Raw genomic sequence first — 20259 nt, 5'->3', positions numbered from 1 at the left:
ACTTCTGATAATCATCGATTATGTTAATTACTGTCAGATAGTAGTTGAATAAACTTCAGGAGATATACATAACTAGGTTCTGTTGCAAAGTTGAATTTATAGCATAATTTTAATAAAAAGAACCGCAGGTCTCTTCAGATCTACGGATTTTCGCCATGCCACGAAATTAGGCATATGTTAGCCAGTTAAGGGAACAAAGACATGATAAAATGGTAATTAGCTATATTTTTCTAACTTTGCAACAGAACCGTAAAAACAATAACCTAAATCGATCGTTTTTGACACAAAACCTCTTAACTTAATATTAAGAGTGTCACTTTACTTAATATATGAGAATGGTTTTATCTAATAAATGAGAAAAAGCATCGTACTTTATTAAAATGTACGGTGCTTTTCTACTAACGAATACCAATAACTAAACTATCTCTAGCTGTTTCTACGACTTCTGTACTTATTTTATCTAAACCATTTATATCCATAATTCTATCTATCTGCGCAAATAAACGATGAATCAGCCTAAAATTCCCTTTTGTAATTTTAATAATCGTCGTTATTGCCTCATAATCAGTAAAGTCTTCGAGTTTTAAATCAAATCCTAAATCTTGCCACTTATATTCTAATATATGATGCGTCTCATCTTTACTTAGATTATCAAATTCATGTGCAAAACCTATACGCGAATATAGTTGAGGATAACGAGATAGTTTTTTCTCTATGCCCGGCATACCAATAAATATCATTGCTAAATTATGTTCATCATAAATAGCTCTTAATTGCTCTAAATGTTGCACTTTAAGGCGATCAATCTCATCTACTATAATTAAATCAATATATTTAAACATATCACTATAATGTTTGCTATGTTCATGTCCATACTTATTTACAACATGTAATTTTTGACCCAAATCAATGCTTGCAGTAATACTATATAAATCATTCCTTAATTTAGTTTGTTTTTCTGCTGGTGCAGTATAAAATATTTTATCCACCGATAGTATGTCATCGGTCGTTTTACTAGCTAAATCTTCCCAACCTCTATGGTTAACTTGTTTTTCGATAGTATCCCAATTTGTATAATATCTTGAAGATAAAGTTTTCCCAACTCCAGGTTGACCATAACAGATACCAATATATTGATATTTAATGCAAGCGTCACAAAATTCAGCAAACCTTTCATACTCTTTCGTTTCAATAAAATTCTGATTTTTAGTCATTACGATACCTCTTTAATTTTTTGACGTTTTTAGTAGTTTCTTGAGGTGAATAACCATAATTTTTTTCTTCCTTAATTAATTCCGTGGTACTTGGACTAGCAATATTTTGTTTTAAGTGTTTTCTTCTCTGACTACGAGCGTGCTGTATGTCTTTTATATCTATGGAGTAATCAGCTATTTCTGGACATATAGCAGTACAAAGAAATTCATCTCTATAAAACACACGTATTTCAGCCATATCATTTGGGTTATAACGAATCAGTACATATTCACCTACATAAGCTGCTAGATTAGTATTACTGTATCGAAAACCTTGAAAATGAATGCCATCTGAATGAACTTTTCTAGATTTAGGTATTTCCAACAATAATAAATCAAGTTGTTCTAAGCTACTTGGCATATTAGGGAAAAAGTGATTACTATTCCAACGACTGATAGGCGTGGTATGAATAGCACTATGTTCTTTTTGATTATAATCTTCAATTAAAAAGTAACGTAATTTTTCTTCAAAATTGTGAAAATTCATTAGATTACTAGGAGTATCATTATTGTTTATATATCCAGGCAGTTGTTCTAGGAAAGTTTGGTTAACTGTCTGAAAAAAGCGTTCTATTTTTCCGCGACCACGAGGGACACCAACTTTTGAAAACATCAAATTTATTTTCAAGTCAATAGCGACTTGTTCCATGTGATTTGAGGTAAAGTCACTTCCGTGATCTGTATAGAATTTTTCGGGTATACCACACACTGGCCAGTTGGTATCATTCTTATTCCATATTGCTTGGTGTAGTGTTAATGCTGTATTTTGAGCATTAGGAGCATCAAAACTTATAAAGTAGCCTGCAATAGCACGACTATAGTCATCCATAATAATGGTTAGCCATGGTCTATTGATATTACCTTTTTGATCTAATATATAAATATCTAGTAAAGTATGGTCGGCTTGCCATATTTCATTGGGTCTTGAGGATTCTCTTATTTGTATTAAATCATACTTATTTTGATAGTATTTTTCACCTTTGTGAGAGAAATCAATAACAGACTTAGGCATTGCTTTAATAACACTATAAACTTGTTTATAGCTGGGTTTATCAAAATTATTCTCCATACAATAATTAGCGATTTTCCTATGAATTGTAGCAATACTATTTCTTTTATTCTTAAGTGCAAGACGTTCAATCTCATCAATTATCTTTGTTTCTATTTTACGTATTCCTTTATCGGATCTTGTCATATATATTAGCCCTTTAAGTCCACGTTCTTTATATGACTTATTCCACCTATAAAGTGTACTTAACGCAATACCTTTGCTTTTAGAAATGCTTGATAAAGATTGCTTGCCCAAGATAAAAGGTTTTATAATATTGTACTTTTGAGTAGCTTCTTTACGTTTGGCTTCAGAAAAATTAGTTAGATACTTCTCCTTGTTTTTCATCTTCCTTTTCCTCCAATTTATTGAGGTAACGATAAATCGTTGTACGTGAAACTTGCCATTGTTCTGCAATTGTCTTAATTGGTGTACCATTATCATAAAGTGTTTTGAGTAAATTCAAATCTTGATTGCTTAATTTTTCAGGTCTTCCACCATAACGTCCTCTGGCACGAGCTGCAATTCGACCAGCCGAAGAACGTTCTAAAATTAAGTTACGTTCAAATTCTGCAAACGCTGCGAATAAATGAAATAATAATTGTCCTGTAGAACTTGATTTATCCATAGTTATATTTTCTTCTAAACTATGAAAACTGACGCCTCGTTCGTTAAGTTCATTAACTAATGTGATTAAATCTTCCATGTTACGTCCTAGTCTATCTAGTCTCCAAACAACAATCGTGTCTCCTGATCTCGCAAATTCAATTGCTTTATCTAAACCAGGCCTTTTACTTTTTGAACCACTAATATGGTCGCTAAATATCTTTTCACAACCATATGCGTTTAATCGATCCTCCTGTAAATTCAAATTTTGTAATCCAGTTGAAACTCTTGCATAACCTATTTTCAAAATACAAACCTCCTATATACATATCCAGTGTACCATAACTTAATTTCAAGGTCTTTTGTGGACATAGATTTTTTGTTGGGTTTTTGAACACAAGAATATATGAAATACTCACTTATTTCGACATAAAAAAAGAGTGTACAGAAAATGGTTATTTTCTGTACACTATTGTTATTTACATAAGACCCTTTAACATACCGTACCAATACATTTTAGGTAATAAATCTTTTTTAAAAATATACATACTTCTTCGTTCTTTGGCCTGGTTAAAAGGCAATGTTTCTTTTGGTTTTTTATTATAATCAAACTCGGCAAGTATTAATTTATTGTACCCGGTAACGATAGGGCACGAAGTATAACCATCATAATGATGCGTCAACATTTCATTATCCATTACTTGCAATAGGTTATTAACAACTATAGGCGCTTGTTTACGAATTGCTGCTCCTGTTTTGGAAGTAGGTGCATTTGAAGCATCACCAAGCCCAAATATGTTAGAGTAGCTTTTATGCTGTAATGTGGTTGGGTTAACATCTACCCAACCATCACTATCTGAAAGTGTACTTTCTTTAAGTACACCTAAGGGACCCATGGGTGGTGTTACATGTAACATTTCATAATCTATTGTCTTTCTATCGTCTGTTTTAATGTGTTCAAATGTAGCCTCTTTTTTGTCTCCGTCAATTTCAACAAGATTATAATTATAATTGACAATTATATCCCTTTCTTCAACAATTTTCTCTAATTCTTTATTATATTTGCCTACGTCAAATAAAGCATCTTTTGGCGTTTCGTATATCACATTAGCATTAGAACGGATATTATGTTTTCTAAAATAATCTTCAGCTAAATACATAATTTTCATAGGTGCGCCTCCACATTTGATAGGCGTATTAGGATGCGTGAAAATCGCGTTCCCTTGTTTAAATTTAGAAATTTGTCTCCAAGTTTCGCGAACATAGTTAGGTGAATAGTTAGAACAAACACCATTTTTACCTATATTCTCTTTTAATCCTTTAATAGAAGACCAATTAATCTGTAATCCAGGGGCTACCACTAAAAATTCGTAACTAACGACCGAATTATCTCCTAAAATAATGCTATTGTTTTCAGGTTGAAAGCTTGAAACAGCATTTTTTATCCATTGAACACCTTCAGGCATAACACTTTTCATATCTTTACGAGAACTTTTTAAACTCGATACCCCAGCACCAACCAAAGTCCATAACGGTTGATAATAATGATATTCAGCCGGGTCTATAATTGCTATTTTTCCTTTTAAGCTTTGATTTTTTCTTAATAGTCTTGATGCCACGGTAATACCTGCTGTACCGCCACCTACAATAACAATTTGATAATACTTACTCATTTTTCCACACCCTTAAATTATTTTAATGATTCTGGAAAATCTTGATAGCCTTCTCTAATATTCACGACATTTTCAAATCCTTTATTTTCTAAGATACCCACTGCGATTGAACTTCTAACACCTGACTGACAATGTACGTATATTTTATCCTCTTTATTAAATGGAATATTTTCATTTAATAATTTACCATGCGGAATATTGACTGCTTGATCTAAGTGCCCATTATTCCACTCTTCTTCATTACGTACGTCGAGTACATTTGCTTCTTCACCAGTAATATCAGCGCTGTGGATGGATTGTGTTAGAATTTCTGATGTTGGTAAACGATAGCCTGCTACATTATCAAAACCAATTAATTGTAAAGTATGCGTTGCTTGTTCAACTGTAGATTTATCTCCGATTAAATCTACATCTTTTTCAAAATCTAAATACCAACCGATCTGGTTAATAAAGTTTTTGTTATAAGGAATATTGATTGTTCCTTGTGTATGTCCACCGTGAAAGGCTTCTTTGCTACGAAGATCAAATGCTATTCTTTCATTATCTAAACTAGGATAAACGTTGTATGGTTGATACATTTTCATACCAAACTGATTAATTTTTTTCATCTGTGCAAAGTGATGGGGTGGCGCTGGTTGATTTGATGTTAATGTTTCAACAAATTTAGATTCATCTGTTACATTAAATGCCCAGTTATTAATTTTTTCGTAACCTAGCGTAGACATTGGTATGGCACCTAATGCTTTACCACAAGGACTTCCAGCACCGTGTCCAGGCCATATTTGAATATAATCTGGTAAATTTTTAACACCTTCTATAGATTGGTACATCTGTTTTGCACCAATCTCTGTAGTACCTTCCATTTGTACTGATTTTTCTAGTAAATCAGGTCTACCGATATCACCAACAAAAATAAAGTCACCACTAAATAAACCCATTGGAACACTTGAGCCGCCACCTTCATCAGTGAGTAAGAAACTGATACTCTCAGGGGTATGACCAGGTGTATGCAAGACTTCTAATTTAATATTACCTACTTGAATAATATCTTGATTTTTAACAAAATTTGTATGTTCCGGCATATTTTTATAACTTAATTGATCATCACCTTCGCCAGATACATATATATTGGCGTTTAAACGTTTTGCCACATCCCGAATTCCAGAAGCAAAATCAGCGTGAATATGTGTTTCAGCAGCTTGTGTAATTTTAAAACCTTCGCTATCTGCAACTTCCATATATTTTGTTAAATCACGAACAGGATCAATTACTATTGCCTCTCCCGTACGTTGACAGCCAACTAAATAAGATGCTTGAGATAAATGATTATCGTAAAATTGTTTGAAAAACATATAAAGAACTCCTTATTTTGATAGATTTAATTAAATAAATAAATTATGACTCGCGTTTTCAGTATCACCTATATAAGTGCCTACACCGCCGTACTCAACTTCATCTCTTAATTCTTCTTTTGTAATACCCATGACATCCATGCTCATGGTACATGCGATTAATTTAATATCTTGAGCTATCGCTTGATTAATGAGTGATGGTAATGAATCAACGTTTTTCTTTTTCATTACGTATCGCATCATGATATTACCTAAACCGAACATATTCATTTTAGATAGTGGCATTTTCAAAGGTGTTTTTGGCAACATCAAATCAAACATTTTTGCGATACCTTTCTTTTTAACGTTAACTGTTTGCGCTTTTTTCAACGCGTTGAGTCCCCAAAACGTAAAGAAGATAGTTACATCTCTTCCTGCAGCTCTAGCGCCATTTGCAATAATCATTGCTGCCACTGCTTTATCTAACTCTCCACTAAATAGTACAATTGTCGTACCTTTAGCAGTATGATTCACTTGTAAGTCTTTTGGTTTTTCTTTTTGAATAATGGCATTAATTCCATGATTACTTTCATCAAGTTTAACTAAAGTATGACCAGTTTGTTTGACCCAGCTTTTAATGTCGCTAAGGAATCCAGGATCTGTGACTGTAACTTCGATTTGCTCGCCTACTTCAATATTTTTCACTTCTTTACTGATGTTTACAATTGGACCTGGACATTGAAGACCACTATAGTTAAATTGTTTACGCTCTGCTTTAATTTCTACATTAGTATTTTCTTCGAATGTATTATCATCGTCGTTTTTTGCTTCATACGCTTTATAGCCACCGTCTAAATTAACAATGTCGTAGCCTTGTTTAGCTAAATATTCGCTCGCTTTAGCACTTCTGGTACCACTTTTACAGTGTACAAAATAGGTTGTGTTTTTATCTTTATTGAACGATTCAATCTTATCTACAGGATGTAATGTCGCACCATTTATATGTGCAAGCTCATATTCTTCTTGTGTTCTAACGTCAATCAGTTGACCTTGTGCACCCAATTTTTCTAATTCTTGTTTACTGAAATTATTGATATGATTTTCGTTATATTGTTTCATATTAACCTCCTAATAAATACCTATACGGGTATATTAACTAATTATTTATATTATGTCAAATACGGTAGGGGGTATTTGACATGTTTACTTTTATCGTTTATTATGACTTTATTCAATTAAAAGTGGAGGAAATAACTATGAATTATGATAAAAAAATGATTAATCGTATTAATAGAATACAAGGACAACTCAATGGCGTTATTAAAATGATGGAAGAAGAAAAAGATTGTAAAGATGTCATTACTCAAATCAGTGCATCAAAAAGTTCAATCCAACGTTTGATGGGAATTATCATTAGTGAAAATTTAATAGAATGTGTAAAAGCAGCAGAGGATAATGGTGAAAATTCTGAAGAATTGATTAATGAAGCCGTTAACTTATTGGTAAAAAGTAAATAATGGATATTTCAACTATTATTATGATGTTACTTATTGGGGTATTCGGAGGCTTTATTTCGGGTCTAGTAGGTATAGGTGGCGCCATCATTATTTATCCAGCTATTTTATTATTACCACCACTATTTGGCGCTCCTGCGTACAGTGCATACATGGCATCAGGACTTACTTCCAGTCAAGTCTTTTTCAGTACTTTAAGTGGGTCATTAAAAGCGCGAAAAAAACCAGAATTTTCGCCACTATTAGTGCTTTACATGGGTAGTGGCATGATTATAGGCAGCATGTTAGGTGGACTGTTAGCAAATTTATTTAATGCTACATTTGTAAATACGATATATATTATCATTGCTTTACTCGCATTAATTTTAATGTTTATTAACATAAAACCGAGTTTAGATCAATCTTCCTTTAACAAGCCATTATTAGTTATGGTTGGTCTTTTCGTTGGTATCATTTCAGGTATAGTTGGAGCAGGCGGCGCTTTTATTATTATTCCTATATTGCTAGTTTTATTCAAATTACCAATGAATACGGTAGTTGCTAATAGTATAGTAATTGCTTTTATATCTTCAATTGGCGCCTTTATCATTAAACTTATACAAGGTTACATTCCTTTAGAAGATGCGTTATTTTTAATAATAGGGAGTATTATTTTCGCTCCGTTAGGTTTAAAATTAGGTAAAAAGGTCCCTAGTTTTGTACAAAAGTGGATTATCAGTATTTTAATTATTATTGCAATTATTCAAATTGTTTTATAAATAAGAAAGAGAAGTACAACTAATATTAGTTGTACTTCTCTTTCTTATTTATAAAGTTAAAACATTCTCATATAGCAAGTAAAATAACAATTATCCTCTTACGGTTTTTTCGGCACTTTAACTTGATGAAAATAATAATTCATCTAAATCAAATATCTCAATATATTTATGCGTATGTTGTTTAATTAAACCTTTTTCTTCCAATGCTGAAAACTTTCGACTTATTGTTTCAGGAGTTGTACCCAAATAAGAAGCTAGATCCTTCTTTGACATTGGTAAGGTCACATAAGTATGATTTTCTTCATTCTCAACGTATTCTGATAGAAAATCAATAATACGAGACTCTACTTGCTCCATACCAACCTGCATCGTTTGCTTTTCTGATACCTGTAAACGTTTCGTAACGTCTGATAGGATTCTTCTCATAATTTCTGGGTAAGCATCTAAATAGTCATTCATATCCTTTTTATGAATTCTACATATACTTACTTCTGATATTGCTTCAGCATAATTAGAATGGTAACTTTCAGTTTGAAAAATAGCCACTTCTCCCATAAAATCACCAGGATTTAGTATGCGTACAGTTTGTTCACGACCGGATTCATTTAAGTTATAAATACGTACACGCCCATTATTTACGATATATAGTGTGTCATCTTTATCACCACTTCCAAATAACAACGCATTCTTTTCATAATGTACTTCATGCGCTGATTGTGCAATTAAACTCATTTGTTCTTCATTTAGGTGGTTAAAAATCGGAACTAAACGTATACAATCTACATGACTATGGTGATGATGGTGTGCCATACAACTTTCCTCCTAATTAATCATTATCTATATAGTCATCGTCTTCTAGCGCATCCTTGTTAACAAAGGCTTGAAGTTGCCAAATATTTACATCTAAATAATCTTTATAACTAATTAGTAAATCCTCTAACGCATCATCTGCTTCTTCTTGGGCTAAACGCATTGCACGAATGGTAAATTCACGGTTAGATCTAAAATCCTCTACTAACTGTAAGACCATTTCTTCAGCAGAATAATATTTTTCAGACAAATCTTCAGAAATCGTTGTAAATTTTTGGAATTCGGTAGTTGTTGATGCTGGCTTAAATCCTGAAGCTAGTAAACGTTCTGCAATTTTATCAAACCATGTTTCATTTTCATTATATAGTTTTTCAAATACCTCATGCAATGAATAAAAATTTGTGCCTTTTACATACCAATGATATTGGTGTAATTTTACATGCAAGGTATGAATATTAGCCAGTACATGATCTGTAACAGCTGCTGCATTAATCTTAGTATGATGAATGTGTTCTTTATAGGCTTGTTCAGCAGCTAATTTTTCTTGTCTTTCATTTACTGTTGTCATTTTATACACCTTCCTTTACTTTTGAACTAATAACGGAATATCCTAAGTTTTCAATAGCTTTTTCAATTGTATTCAAATTGACTTGTTCTTCATCAAAATCCACTTTTACCTTACTTGCATTGAACAGCACTTTTACAGAATCTTTTTCTACACCAGCAGTCTGTTTTAAACCACTTTCAATTTTTTGTAAACATGATGGACAAGTTAATGTTTCTAATTTTAATGTTGCTTTAGTCATATCTATCACTCCTTTAAATAAATTATATAAGGTATTTTTTTAAAAATAATTGACACGGATCAATTATCTTAATTGATAACTTCTTAATCTCATTGCATTTAAAATAACGACCAAAATACTTGCCTCATGAACTAACATACCAATTGACATAGACATCCATTCACTAAATATTAAACTACCCAATAATATTATCACCACACCAACAGCAATGAGAATATTTTGTTGCATATTCGCGTATGTCCCTTTAGCTAAACCTAAAGCATGGGGGAGACGATTAAAATTGGAATTCATTAGAACAATATCTGAACTTTCAATAGCCACATCTGTCCCATTTCCCATAGCTATCCCTACTTCTGCAATAGCTAGAGAAGGGCTATCATTCACACCATCACCAATAAAAGCAACAATTTCACCAGTAGACTGTCTTTCTTTTAAAAATGCTTGCTTGTCCTCTGGTAGCATATCGCCATGGGCCTCGGTTAATCCTAGCTCCTTTTTAACTAAATTAACTGTACCTTGATTATCCCCTGATAATACAATGAGATTTTTAACACCAAGTGATTTTAATTTTTGTAGGTCTTGTTTAACGCTTGGTCGAACTTGGTCACGGATTTCCATTAAAATGATTAACTGACGATCAACTGCCGTTAATACAATTGAACTACCGGCTCTTTCTAATTTATCTAATTCTTTAAGAACATCATTAGATAGTGGAATACTTTCTTGTTCCATTAAGGTTTTATTCCCTACTGCAACAATGTGTCCGTCAACGTGAGCAATTATACCCCCACCTTTTATAACCTGTGTACTCTCTACAGGTCTTAGTTTATATTGCGCTAATTTATTTGTAATAGCGACAGCTAAGGGATGGTCAGATTCCCTTTCAATCGAGTATAATAAAGATAAATCCTCCTCTTGATTATTTCCATAGTAAACGAATTCGCTAACTTCAGGCTTTCCTTCAGTTAAGGTACCTGTTTTATCAAATAGGACTGTATCTACATTCGCAAAATGACTAATCACTTCAGAACCTTTAAACAAAATACCATTCTTTGCACCATTTCCTATACCCGCGACATTTGAAACAGGTACACCAATGACCAAGGCCCCTGGGCAACCAAGTACTAATACAGTAACTGCAAGTGCTGTATCTTTAGTTAATACCCAAACTAATAGCCCAATGATAAGTACTACAGGTGTATACCAACGAGAGAACTGGTCAATAAATCGTTCAGCTTCCGATTTAGAATCTTGTGCTTCTTCTACTAACTCAATAATTCGACCAAATGTAGAATCTTCCCCAATTCTATCAGCAACTATTTGAATAGTCCCATTATCCATAATGGTACCGGCAAATACTTCATCACCTTTCTCTTTCTTTAGAGGTAAAGATTCACCGGTGATATTAGCCTCATTTACATGTCCTTTTCCAGTAGTTACCCTACCATCTACTGGAATCTTAGCCCCAGTTTTTACTATGAGAATATCTCCTTCCTCTACTTCATCAATATCTACTTCTTCAAATTGTCCGTCGTACAATTGCTTAAAAGCAGTCTCTGGAGCCATTTCCGTCAACTCTTTAATAGCAGACCGTGTTTGCTTAAGTGTACGCTGTTCTAAATATGATCCAAATAAAAATAAGAAAGTAACAATAGCTGACTCTTCGTAATTTTGAATAAAGAAAGCACCAATAACCGCTATAGTTACTAAAACATCAATACTCACTACTTTTACTTTCATAGCCTGATAAGCCTGTATTGCGATTGGTATAACACCCAATATAGAAGCAATTATAAAAGCACTATTAAAGATAACCATATTGCTAAAGATAAAATGCGCAATAAAACCTATAATAATAAGTAAACCACTAATAACAGTAATATGATTTTTATGTTTCAAAATAGTCTGTTGCATATAAACCTCTCCTACACTTTAGTTTAACCATAGTGTATTCGTTTTTAAGAAATATAAACTTGACCTATATCAATCTTATCTAATAAATATAGCGAATAATATTTAGGCTTAAACAGATAGATATATATAAATAACTAGGACATATACTCATGACCTAATTATTTTTATTATTGACTATTTACTCTTTCATATAATTTTTGTTAGCATTTAATTCCTTTTTATAGCTCAAATGCTCATTCATCTTAAGCTTATTCTCTAAACGGCTAGCAGTCGCAATGCTAGCCGTTTTCTTTTTATTATTGTTTTTAACTTGTACTTTCTAATTCTTGAGGGATTAATATAATTGTAAACCCCTTTTCAAAATATTCTGAACTATCACTAATTAAAGTAAGTAAATATTCATTATCTTTTTTCTCAATAGTATATTTCATAACTACTTCTTCTGATTTATTTCCAGTATAACTAGGTTTATTAAGTGTAAATGTTATTTCTGTTTCTTCTTCATTTAATGTATATTGATAAGCTGTTGTTATTGATAAAATATTAGAAGAAGAAAATATAACGGTGTCATCAGCGAAATCTGCTTCACCTGAATTACCATTACTTTGGACAATATTCCAATTATTTTCTTGTAAATCTTCGATGAAAACAGCATTGATTTACATATTATTGATATGAATGTATCGACCAAAGATGCTATGGGCATGATGTTTTTTACCATGATGAGTGCATTTGCAGAACTTGAAGCTAACTTATTAAGTGAACGTACGAAAAAAGGTCTAGAAGCTGCGAGAGCAAGAGGGAGAAAAGGCGGCCGTCCTTCTTTGCCAGATTATAAGAAAAGAGAAATCAAATTCTTATACGATGAACAAAAACTAACTGGGGAAGAGATTGCTAAACAGACAGATGTTAGTCGTTCAACGGTATACAGAATAATAAAAAATAATTAGTTTAAAAAAACTGGTAACGTGAAGAAATAATAAAAAGGGAGGAAATTTATTGGAACTTAGACATATGCAGTATTTTGTAGAAGTCGTAAAGCAAAAAAGTATGACCAAAGCAGCATCTAATCTTTTTATCACACAACCCACAATTAGTAATACAATTAAATTATTAGAAGAAGAATTAGATGTAAATTTATTTAATAGGTATAAAAACCAAATATACTTAACTGACGCAGGAGAAGCTTTCTTTTTCCAATGTAAAGAAATGCTTAAAATGTATGATAATATCCCTAATGAGTTAAGTAATTTATTAGAATTAAAAAAGGGACATTTGAAAATTGGAATCCCTACTATTATTAATATAAGAATATTAATTGGCTTAATTTCGGAATTTCATGAAATGTATCCTAATATAACTTTTCAACTTTTTGAAAATGGTAGTAAAAAAATTGAAAACGATGTATATTATGGCGATTTGGACATGGGAATTACTGTACTTCCTACAAATAATAAAAACTTTGATATATTCTCTTTTTCAGAAGAAAAATTAAAACTGGTCGTTCATAAAAATCATGCATTATCTAAAAAAACAAAGATTGATATTGAAGATTTACAAGAACAAGAATTTATTTTATTCAATTCTGATTTCTATTTAAACGATAAAATCAAAAATACATGTAGAAATTATGGCTTTAATCCTAATATAATTTTTGAAACCACCCAATGGAGCTTCATAGAAGAAATGTTATTAAATAATCTAGGGATATGTATATTACCCGAAGGAATACTAGGCTTATTAGATAATAATTTACAAGCCATCGATATTAATGAACCTTCCATGAAATGGGAACTTGGTATTATTTGGAGAAAAGATATTATAGTTGATTCTTTAACAAAAAATTGGATTAAATTTCTCCAAGAAAACTTCTTAATTAACTATTAAATATAAAAGCATTTGAGAAATTTATAGCTATATAAAAAAAGGATATTTTATATTTATACACTCTCGCTCTATAATTAGAATGTAAAATATTATAGAAACGGGAGTTTTTTATGGAAAATTATAAATTTCCTAGAGATAGTAAAATTGTCAGTACGGATCAAGTATTAATTAATGATTTAAACAATTATAATACACTGTTTGGGGGGGTATTAATGAAAAAAATTGATAATAACGCAACGCTATCAGCTAGAAGACATGCAAGAGTTAAAGAATGTGTTACAGCTTCTACAGATTCAGTAGAATTTTTATATCCAATCACCCAATCTGATTCCGTTTGTATAGAATCTTATGTAGTTTATACAGGAGAAAAATCTATGGAAATATTTTGTAAAGTCATTTCAGAAGATATGATTACTGCAGAAAGAAAAATTGCTGCTGTAGCTTTTCTTACTTTTGTAGCTTTGGATGAAAATAAAAAACCAATTAAAATACCCAAAATCTCTCCTCAGTCCAAAGAAGAAAAATTATTATTTATGGATGGCGAAGAAAGAGCTAAAATGCGAAAAATTAAACGATCACAAACTAAAAATATAATTGACTCTCTTGATATTAATAAGCCATGGGAATTGGAGTAGTGATAAAATGATTAATGAAATGGAAGAATTAAACCAAATTAAGTTAGATTTGAAAAAACTAAGAAACGAATTTCCTAGTATGTATGAAAAGTTAGAATATATAGCTAGTTTGACAAGACAATTAAGTATCCATTATAAATATTTAGGAGTACTTATGTTTTCAGATAACCGTGAAAATATTCAAAATGAGAGACCAACTTTAATAAGAGAATCTGTTTTGAAATTATATGAACAAGAAGTTGCAAAAGTTAAAAAAGATACTAATTTTGTGTTTTTTAAAGATATGATATTAAAATTCCAAAATGTGGACTACTCACAAATATTTCTTATCATTTTAGGTGCCGAACCTGGTTTTGTATTTAATAATACAATTATTAAATAATAAATAATAAATTCATTAAGAATGCTTAGACTAAAAAATTATAAAAATTCACAAATTATTTGACTAAATGAAACTATATTTTAGCTAATAAAAGAGCCGCTCTGATTTTTTAGAGTGGCTCTTTTATTAGCTTTTATAACTTAACGAGAATTTTTGCTTGTGATTTATCGTTTACAAGCTGTTTAAATCCTGACTCCACAATATCATCTAACTCTATCTCATCAGTAACGACATCTTTAACTTTTAAATTACCTTCATTAATTAAATCTATTGTTTGTTGAAATGTAGTAGGTGTATAAGCAATTGTCGAAGTGAGCTTTACACCTGTATTTGTTAATTGCATTGGATTCCATTCAATAGGATGACCAAATATAGACACTATAACGACAGTACCTCTTGCTTTAGTAACGTCTATAGCAGATTTAAGTGTTGGTGCTACACCAGCTACTTCAAATGCTACATCAACTCCATTATCTGTATGTTTATTAATAACATCACTTGGATCTGATTCACCGGAATTTATAGTATGAGTAGCACCAATCGCTTTAGCTTTATTCAATCTTTCTTCTGATAAATCAAAAACAAATATCTTACTTGCACCTGCAGCTTTAGCTGCTATGACTGTTAATAAACCGATTGGACCTGCACCAAAAATAGCAACAGTATCGCCAAATAGAACTTCACCTTCTTTAATTGCTTGAACTGCAACAGCTGTTGGCTCTACAAGGGCGCCTTCTTTATCAGAAACGTTATCTGGTAACTTATAAACGTTCTCTTCTGGGGCATTTGTAAATTCTGCAAATCCACCATCAGAACCTAAACCTATAAATGAATAACCATCATAAAGATCAATATTTTCTTCTTTTTCACGATTTGAAACTGTAGGATTAATGACAACACGATCGCCTTTATTAAATTTTGTAACCTTAGAACCAATATCATCTACTACACCTGCAAATTCGTGGCCTAATGTAACGGGCGCTTTTTGGCCAAGGAACGGGTCAGGTTTGTCTGTTGAAATAAATATAGGGCCTTCTAAGTATTCATGTAAATCTGTACCACAAATGCCAGCCCAAGACACTTTAACTTTAACCTCATTATCTTGTAACTCTTTAGATTCCCGGTCTTCAACTCGTACATCTTTTTGGCTATACCAAACTGCTGCTTTCATTGATAAAACCTCCTTGTTTTAGTTAATTTAATAGTATTCCTTTTAAAAGCTGTTTTCAAATAAATTAATCTTTTAATATATTGTTTCTAAATTATTATATGAATAAAGTGTACTTAAAATTAAAAATATCTAAATACATATTAATATATTTATCGTTTCACTAAAAATAAATAAAAAAGAAAAGAAAACGATTATTAGTAATCCTATAATACTCTTTTTATTATTTTATCCTACTATATAGATCTTAATTTTGCATTCCTCTCCACTATGATGTTATAATGCAATTAACAAATAGTGTACTAACATGATAAACACCGAGCCCGATAACTACTGCGAATAGTTATCGGGCTCTTTTTGGTGTATTAGCTATATGTCGTCGCTAAACTACTTCTCACGATTATTTAGCCAATAAGAAAATAATGTGAGTATAATTCCTACTACGATAGGAGCTATAATAGTTACAAATAGTGTACTGAACATGATGTCACCTCCTTCCATGCTAAATACAGCACAGAAGTGAACGACGACCTTTGTATTATATCATTTCTAATCATTGAGTTACAGATAACTTCCGATAAGTTGAATTATGTATTTTAATTACATTAACATTTCTTATCTTTTTTAGAAAAATAATTTAATAAAAGTATTTTCGCCCTATTATTCTTTTTATCTATACTATCAATAATCATTGAAAGTATCCCAAAGCTTAAAAAATAATAGATATTGTAAATTATTAAATTTAACATTGCAGCGCTTGAATCATTCAAAAAAGTAATATTAGAGATGATAGAATATAACAATGTTAGTACAATTGTAAATACACTCAGTATCAACCATGCTATTTTTTTCTTTTTATGTTCTTTAGAGAATATAAATCTTTTATAAAAAAATTTATTGAATATACATGCTATTTCTTCAAATTTTTCTCCATGATGATTATAGTATCTATAATGTAAGCTCTTATATAATCTTCTTAAAGGATAATCTACATCTTGACTATTAATCTGTTTTTCTATATCTCTAACTGTATCTAGTCTAATCATTTCTTCATAATAATTTCTATTAAAACTGCGTTTTATAAAATACCGTTTATCTTTATCTATAAAAACAATGAAGAAATTCAATGATTTTTTTATTAATAAAATGCACATTAAGTAATACACAAAAAGAAGAGCATATGTAGTGATAGATAATATAATAGAAAGAAATTCGTCTTTTATTTTTAATAAAAGTAAATAATCTATAAATACTGGAATCATAAAACATATCCCAACAATAAGGATATTCATCAATAATATAAAATAATAATCAACCTTTTTTTCAAAATCCACAAATTTTAATAATGTCTTAAACGCATGTACTACAATTGCTACCATGATATGCTCCTCTTTTCGACTTAAACAAGTAATTCTAAATTTTTAATTAATTTAATTTCAAACTCTTTATTTCAGCTTTTCAATAACATCCCTAATCTCTTCTTTTAATTTTTCATCATTTTTATAGCCTTTCAAATTTATATATTCCGCATCGTTTTGCACATACTTTAAGAAGTCTTTAAATGTATTCACATAGCCTGCATAATGATAATATTGCTCTTCTAGATTATCGAAATCTTCTCTTGTCACTTCATATTGACCATAACCTGCCATAAGTTGCTTTTTAAGATCTTGATTCTCTTTTTCAAGTGCATCAATGCGTTCATCGGCAGGATATACAACCGTCGGTTTAATCCGATTACCTAATGCAGTAAGTCGTGTATATGCCGTTGGATTTAAATCTCTGATTTCAGCAAGTTGCTTTACTTTTTCGTACTCGGCTTCAGTTAAATTGATATTGATTGTTTTAGCTTTTTTATGATTTTGATTTGGCATTGATATCCCCTCCATAACTAAGTAAATACTCAAAAAATAAACACTATTTTTATTGAGTGATTGCTTAGTTACTATTTTAACATATGAGGGGATATTTAATGAGTAATTACTAATATTAAACTTCATTTAAATAATTAGTAATTACTCACTGTTTAACGCGCACATTTTTGCGCGTTCCACTAAGCAAATACTCATGAGTATTTGCTATTTTTTCGCAGAAAAAATCCCAGGGGGCTTGGGGGATTTATCCACCAACAAGCAGGGTATCTAGGCACGAAGTGGCTAGCATTCCCACTGCTTGCCAAACCTCTGAAACGATGTGAGAAAGATTGTATTATGTTATAATACAATCAACGGAACAACGTGTCTTTCGTTAGAAAGCGAGGTGGGATTATGAGCGAACGTAAAACAATGATTGAAGGTAACGAAGCTGTCGGGAAAAACCAAATCCCCGACCGCAAGGCACCGAAACAAATTAGTTTTCGTGTGAGCGAATCCGAATATTCAAAGTTACAGGCTTCGGCTGAAACTTTGAATATGAGTGTGCCTTTGTTTGTTAAAAACAAAGCACAAGGGGCTCGATTAGTGGCGCCCAAATTAGACAAAGTCACGCGCCAATCGATGGCCAAAGATATGGGTAAGTTGGGGAGCAACTTAAACCAAATCGCTAAAGCTTTAAATACGTATGGCGAACGCGCAAATATGGAACAAATGCAACAAGATATCGCCATCATGCGTGAGGAGTTGAATCATATATGGCAACAACTAAAATAAGTGCTACAAAATCAACATCACGGGCCATTAACTATGCAGAAAAACGCGCTGAGGAAAAAAGTGGTTTAAATTGCGACATCGATTATGCGAAAAGTGCGTTTAAAGCTTCTCGCGAAGTTTACGGTAAAACAGACGGCAACCAAGGTCATGTGATTATCCAGTCATTCAAACCAGGAGAAGTAACCCCTGAACAGTGTAATGCCCTCGGTTTAGAACTCGCCGAAAAAATTGCCCCTGATCATCAAGTTGCGATTTATACGCATAGTGATACCGATCATGTGCATAATCATATCGTGATTAATGCCATCAACTTAGAAACAGGTAAAAAATTCAATAATAATAAACAAGCACTTAAAGACATCAGACAAGCAAATGATGAGGTCTGCCGTCATCATGGTTTATCTATTCCCAACAATCAAGCAGAAATGCGCTACACCCAAGCTGAACAAAATCTCATAGATAAAGGGAAATCGTCATGGAAAAATGATATCCGGTTAGCCGTTGATGAAACACAAGCGACAGATATGAAAAGTTTCCAAGAACAATTACGTCCGAAAGGCATCATTGTTGAACGTGTGACGGATAAAACCATCACATATAGACATATAGAAGCAGATAAAAAAGTACGTGGCAGCAAACTAGGTGATATTTATGACAAAGGAGGTATTACACATGGCTTTGAAGCCGAGAAACAACGTAGAAGAAGAAAATACGAATCAAAATCAACAACTCCTGAACGAACTCCAACAGATCAATCAACGCATAGACAATCTAGAACAACGCTTAACTGGTCATCTTTCGACCAATCAACCCAAGCCCTCTTCAATGAACGAAAACGTCGTGAACGAGCTGAAAGAGCAGAACGCGAAGCTCGGGAACAGGATGATCGAGCTCGAGCAGCGAGAGCAAAACAGATCGAATCAGAACCAACAATTAGTAAGCGAACTAAAGGCTTCGACCTCGAACTTTAAAAACTACTTAGATAAAACAGAAACCAAAGTGATTAAAATTTCCAATCAAATGTTAGCAAAAATTGATACCAAACATATAACTGAGGATGTCGCAAAGGCGTTTAGACAAGAAAAAGATGGGATGTATGAGGATCTTAAAGGGATTCGAATGGCCAACCAAGAACATCATGAAGTATTGAACAACAGTTTAAAAGAAAATCAAAAGTTGAATAGTACGTTTAAATCAAGTATCAAAAGTATGACGCATGGTATTGGTGCCCTATACTTCGTTATTTTATTAATGGCCTTAGTTTCCATTGTGACTGGTCCGATTGGAAACGTTTTAGGTATTGATAACATGTACAGTGCCTTACATCATACGATTACACATACACAATCAGTATGGGGCTACTTATGGTATATCGCTTATATCGTCCCTTATATACTCTTTATTTTAGTTTTATGGGCTTGTTTAAGTCTTTTAAGACTATTTGAAAAGTAAAAGTTAAAAAATTATTAAGTCAGTAAATAAATAGGCATTCATCGATTTTATCGATGAATGCCTATTTCAAAAAGAACGTTATTTCTATATAATATCAAGACAAGAAGAAACTCGTTTTCAACTCGTTTCTAAAAACCCAAATACAACCAACTTTATAAATATGGATTTCCGTATTTTTCACAATACTTATAAAAACCAAACCTATTCATAAATATTGTCTTTTCAATACTTTTATCAGAATCAAAATCAATCTCTCTTAAAATTGATTCAGTAAATTCAAGTGATGCTGTACCATTTGCTGTTATAAGCATATTATCAACAACACTTTGCTTTTCTAAAAATTCATTCTCAGGTTTATATTTTTTATAATTTTG

General features: G+C 31.8%; 23 protein-coding genes and 3 pseudogenes. 10 read left to right on the top strand and 16 right to left on the bottom strand.

The genetic code is table 11. From position 1 onward, the window contains the following. Positions 1-114: 114 nt before the first annotated feature. Positions 115-189, top strand: a pseudogene (locus KA824_RS12345) (IS6 family transposase); the annotation flags it as partial. Positions 190-398: 209 nt separating this feature from the next. Here KA824_RS12345 and KA824_RS12340 read toward each other — a convergent pair. The 6 genes from KA824_RS12340 to cstA form a co-directional block, all read right to left on the bottom strand. Then, on the bottom strand, positions 399-1214 hold the full coding sequence (locus KA824_RS12340) for an AAA family ATPase (protein WP_031863949.1): 816 nt from the start codon (positions 1212-1214) through the stop codon (positions 399-401). Further along, entirely contained in the window at positions 1207-2649 is a 1443-nt protein-coding gene (locus tag KA824_RS12335; protein ID WP_031885495.1) for a Mu transposase C-terminal domain-containing protein, read from the bottom strand. Before KA824_RS12335 ends, KA824_RS12340 begins: the two co-directional genes overlap by 8 nt. After that, the gene (locus KA824_RS12330; RefSeq protein WP_031796902.1) at positions 2621-3214 is read right to left on the bottom strand and encodes a recombinase family protein; all 594 of its coding nucleotides are present in this window, start codon (positions 3212-3214) and stop codon (positions 2621-2623) included. The genes KA824_RS12335 and KA824_RS12330 overlap by 29 nt, the downstream gene beginning before the upstream one ends. Positions 3215-3386: 172 nt before the next feature. Beyond that, positions 3387-4580, bottom strand: a complete 1194-nt coding sequence (gene sqr, locus KA824_RS12325) for a type II sulfide:quinone oxidoreductase Sqr (RefSeq protein WP_069996590.1) — start codon at positions 4578-4580, stop codon at positions 3387-3389. A gap of 17 nt (positions 4581-4597) precedes the next feature. Beyond that, the gene (cstB, locus tag KA824_RS12320; protein ID WP_107384735.1) at positions 4598-5932 is read right to left on the bottom strand and encodes a persulfide dioxygenase-sulfurtransferase CstB; all 1335 of its coding nucleotides are present in this window, start codon (positions 5930-5932) and stop codon (positions 4598-4600) included. A 30-nt stretch (positions 5933-5962) separates the two neighbouring features. Then, positions 5963-7030 carry a persulfide response sulfurtransferase CstA gene (gene cstA / locus KA824_RS12315; RefSeq protein WP_107384736.1) on the bottom strand — a complete coding sequence of 356 codons (1068 nt, stop codon included), beginning with the start codon at positions 7028-7030 and terminating at the stop codon, positions 5963-5965. A 137-nt stretch (positions 7031-7167) separates the two neighbouring features. Between cstA and cstR the strand changes: the two genes are divergently transcribed. Both cstR and KA824_RS12305 read left to right on the top strand, forming a co-directional pair. Next, complete coding sequence (gene cstR, locus KA824_RS12310) at positions 7168-7428, top strand: persulfide-sensing transcriptional repressor CstR (RefSeq protein WP_002510747.1); 261 nt, start codon at positions 7168-7170, stop codon at positions 7426-7428. Further along, positions 7428-8183: a sulfite exporter TauE/SafE family protein gene (locus KA824_RS12305; RefSeq protein ID WP_050215129.1), complete on the top strand. Its 756-nt coding sequence runs from the start codon at positions 7428-7430 to the stop codon at positions 8181-8183. The genes cstR and KA824_RS12305 overlap by 1 nt, the downstream gene beginning before the upstream one ends. Before the next feature lie 117 nt (positions 8184-8300). On the opposite strand, the gene KA824_RS12300 is transcribed toward KA824_RS12305, so the two are convergent. From KA824_RS12300 to KA824_RS12960, 5 genes are all read right to left on the bottom strand, one after another. After that, positions 8301-8993 (bottom strand): Crp/Fnr family transcriptional regulator, encoded by a 693-nt coding sequence (locus KA824_RS12300; protein ID WP_011867731.1) that lies wholly within the window; start codon positions 8991-8993, stop codon positions 8301-8303. A 16-nt stretch (positions 8994-9009) separates the two neighbouring features. Next, entirely contained in the window at positions 9010-9561 is a 552-nt protein-coding gene (locus KA824_RS12295; protein WP_015728978.1) for a Dps family protein, read from the bottom strand. Position 9562: 1 nt separating this feature from the next. Next, a complete protein-coding gene (locus tag KA824_RS12290) occupies positions 9563-9799 on the bottom strand; it encodes a heavy-metal-associated domain-containing protein (protein WP_011867729.1) in 237 nt (78 codons plus the stop codon). Positions 9800-9862: 63 nt separating this feature from the next. Next, positions 9863-11713, bottom strand: a complete 1851-nt coding sequence (locus KA824_RS12285) for a heavy metal translocating P-type ATPase (RefSeq protein WP_025904410.1) — start codon at positions 11711-11713, stop codon at positions 9863-9865. Positions 11714-12018: 305 nt separating this feature from the next. Beyond that, positions 12019-12144 (bottom strand): hypothetical protein, encoded by a 126-nt coding sequence (locus KA824_RS12960; protein WP_011867727.1) that lies wholly within the window; start codon positions 12142-12144, stop codon positions 12019-12021. 207 nt (positions 12145-12351) lie between these two features. On the opposite strand from KA824_RS12960, the pseudogene KA824_RS12280 reads away from it, so the two are divergent. From KA824_RS12280 to KA824_RS12265, 4 genes and pseudogenes are all read left to right on the top strand, one after another. Then, positions 12352-12663, top strand: a pseudogene (locus KA824_RS12280) (recombinase family protein); the annotation flags it as partial. A gap of 49 nt (positions 12664-12712) precedes the next feature. Continuing rightward, positions 12713-13600, top strand: coding sequence for a cidABC operon transcriptional activator CidR (gene cidR / locus KA824_RS12275; RefSeq protein ID WP_070039664.1), 888 nt, complete (start codon positions 12713-12715; stop codon positions 13598-13600). 110 nt (positions 13601-13710) lie between these two features. After that, complete coding sequence (locus tag KA824_RS12270) at positions 13711-14235, top strand: acyl-CoA thioesterase (RefSeq protein ID WP_011867724.1); 525 nt, start codon at positions 13711-13713, stop codon at positions 14233-14235. 7 nt (positions 14236-14242) lie between these two features. Then, on the top strand, positions 14243-14617 hold the full coding sequence (locus KA824_RS12265) for a hypothetical protein (protein ID WP_011867723.1): 375 nt from the start codon (positions 14243-14245) through the stop codon (positions 14615-14617). A gap of 133 nt (positions 14618-14750) precedes the next feature. Here KA824_RS12265 and KA824_RS12260 read toward each other — a convergent pair whose 3' ends face one another. The 4 genes from KA824_RS12260 to KA824_RS12245 form a co-directional block, all read right to left on the bottom strand. Beyond that, positions 14751-15788: a 2,3-butanediol dehydrogenase gene (locus KA824_RS12260; RefSeq protein WP_070039662.1), complete on the bottom strand. Its 1038-nt coding sequence runs from the start codon at positions 15786-15788 to the stop codon at positions 14751-14753. Positions 15789-16172: 384 nt separating this feature from the next. Beyond that, on the bottom strand, positions 16173-16268 hold the full coding sequence (locus KA824_RS12255) for a type I toxin-antitoxin system Fst family toxin (protein WP_081338801.1): 96 nt from the start codon (positions 16266-16268) through the stop codon (positions 16173-16175). 122 nt (positions 16269-16390) lie between these two features. Then, positions 16391-17164 (bottom strand): hypothetical protein, encoded by a 774-nt coding sequence (locus KA824_RS12250; RefSeq protein WP_057534309.1) that lies wholly within the window; start codon positions 17162-17164, stop codon positions 16391-16393. Between the two features lie 66 nt (positions 17165-17230). Continuing rightward, entirely contained in the window at positions 17231-17659 is a 429-nt protein-coding gene (locus KA824_RS12245; RefSeq protein ID WP_057534308.1) for a plasmid mobilization protein, read from the bottom strand. A 393-nt stretch (positions 17660-18052) separates the two neighbouring features. On the opposite strand from KA824_RS12245, the gene KA824_RS12240 reads away from it, so the two are divergent. From KA824_RS12240 to KA824_RS12230, 3 genes are read left to right on the top strand one after another with little or no spacing between them, the layout of a single operon-like run. Next, on the top strand, positions 18053-18433 hold the full coding sequence (locus tag KA824_RS12240) for a plasmid mobilization protein (RefSeq protein ID WP_069814802.1): 381 nt from the start codon (positions 18053-18055) through the stop codon (positions 18431-18433). After that, a complete protein-coding gene (locus tag KA824_RS12235) occupies positions 18415-19404 on the top strand; it encodes a relaxase/mobilization nuclease domain-containing protein (RefSeq protein ID WP_070039660.1) in 990 nt (329 codons plus the stop codon). Before KA824_RS12240 ends, KA824_RS12235 begins: the two co-directional genes overlap by 19 nt. Further along, a complete protein-coding gene (locus KA824_RS12230) occupies positions 19316-19885 on the top strand; it encodes a DUF334 domain-containing protein (protein WP_133170856.1) in 570 nt (189 codons plus the stop codon). Before KA824_RS12235 ends, KA824_RS12230 begins: the two co-directional genes overlap by 89 nt. Positions 19886-20037: 152 nt before the next feature. Here KA824_RS12230 and KA824_RS12225 read toward each other — a convergent pair. Next, positions 20038-20259: pseudogene (locus tag KA824_RS12225) on the bottom strand (glutamine amidotransferase); the annotation flags it as partial.

It is taken from the genome of Staphylococcus sp. GDY8P198P (assembly GCF_017891615.1).
In the GTDB taxonomy this organism is placed as follows: domain Bacteria; phylum Bacillota; class Bacilli; order Staphylococcales; family Staphylococcaceae; genus Staphylococcus; species Staphylococcus cohnii.
The sequence above is the reverse complement of the archived record's forward strand: the minus strand, read 5'-3'. Positions and strand labels throughout refer to the sequence as shown.

Coding starts and splice junctions, on each gene's coding strand:
- KA824_RS12340 (WP_031863949.1), bottom strand. CDS start 1,214: ATGACTAAAAATCAGAATTTTATTGAAACGAAAGAGTATGAAAGGTTT.
- KA824_RS12335 (WP_031885495.1), bottom strand. CDS start 2,649: ATGAAAAACAAGGAGAAGTATCTAACTAATTTTTCTGAAGCCAAACGT.
- sqr (WP_069996590.1), bottom strand. CDS start 4,580: ATGAGTAAGTATTATCAAATTGTTATTGTAGGTGGCGGTACAGCAGGT.
- cstB (WP_107384735.1), bottom strand. CDS start 5,932: ATGTTTTTCAAACAATTTTACGATAATCATTTATCTCAAGCATCTTAT.
- cstA (WP_107384736.1), bottom strand. CDS start 7,030: ATGAAACAATATAACGAAAATCATATCAATAATTTCAGTAAACAAGAA.
- cstR (WP_002510747.1), top strand. CDS start 7,168: ATGAATTATGATAAAAAAATGATTAATCGTATTAATAGAATACAAGGA.
- KA824_RS12305 (WP_050215129.1), top strand. CDS start 7,428: ATGGATATTTCAACTATTATTATGATGTTACTTATTGGGGTATTCGGA.
- KA824_RS12300 (WP_011867731.1), bottom strand. CDS start 8,993: ATGGCACACCATCATCACCATAGTCATGTAGATTGTATACGTTTAGTT.
- KA824_RS12295 (WP_015728978.1), bottom strand. CDS start 9,561: ATGACAACAGTAAATGAAAGACAAGAAAAATTAGCTGCTGAACAAGCC.
- KA824_RS12290 (WP_011867729.1), bottom strand. CDS start 9,799: ATGACTAAAGCAACATTAAAATTAGAAACATTAACTTGTCCATCATGT.
- KA824_RS12285 (WP_025904410.1), bottom strand. CDS start 11,713: ATGCAACAGACTATTTTGAAACATAAAAATCATATTACTGTTATTAGT.
- KA824_RS12960 (WP_011867727.1), bottom strand. CDS start 12,144: ATGAAATATACTATTGAGAAAAAAGATAATGAATATTTACTTACTTTA.
- KA824_RS12270 (WP_011867724.1), top strand. CDS start 13,711: ATGGAAAATTATAAATTTCCTAGAGATAGTAAAATTGTCAGTACGGAT.
- KA824_RS12265 (WP_011867723.1), top strand. CDS start 14,243: ATGATTAATGAAATGGAAGAATTAAACCAAATTAAGTTAGATTTGAAA.
- KA824_RS12260 (WP_070039662.1), bottom strand. CDS start 15,788: ATGAAAGCAGCAGTTTGGTATAGCCAAAAAGATGTACGAGTTGAAGAC.
- KA824_RS12255 (WP_081338801.1), bottom strand. CDS start 16,268: ATGTTCAGTACACTATTTGTAACTATTATAGCTCCTATCGTAGTAGGA.
- KA824_RS12250 (WP_057534309.1), bottom strand. CDS start 17,164: ATGGTAGCAATTGTAGTACATGCGTTTAAGACATTATTAAAATTTGTG.
- KA824_RS12245 (WP_057534308.1), bottom strand. CDS start 17,659: ATGCCAAATCAAAATCATAAAAAAGCTAAAACAATCAATATCAATTTA.
- KA824_RS12240 (WP_069814802.1), top strand. CDS start 18,053: ATGAGCGAACGTAAAACAATGATTGAAGGTAACGAAGCTGTCGGGAAA.
- KA824_RS12235 (WP_070039660.1), top strand. CDS start 18,415: ATGGCAACAACTAAAATAAGTGCTACAAAATCAACATCACGGGCCATT.
- KA824_RS12230 (WP_133170856.1), top strand. CDS start 19,316: ATGATCGAGCTCGAGCAGCGAGAGCAAAACAGATCGAATCAGAACCAA.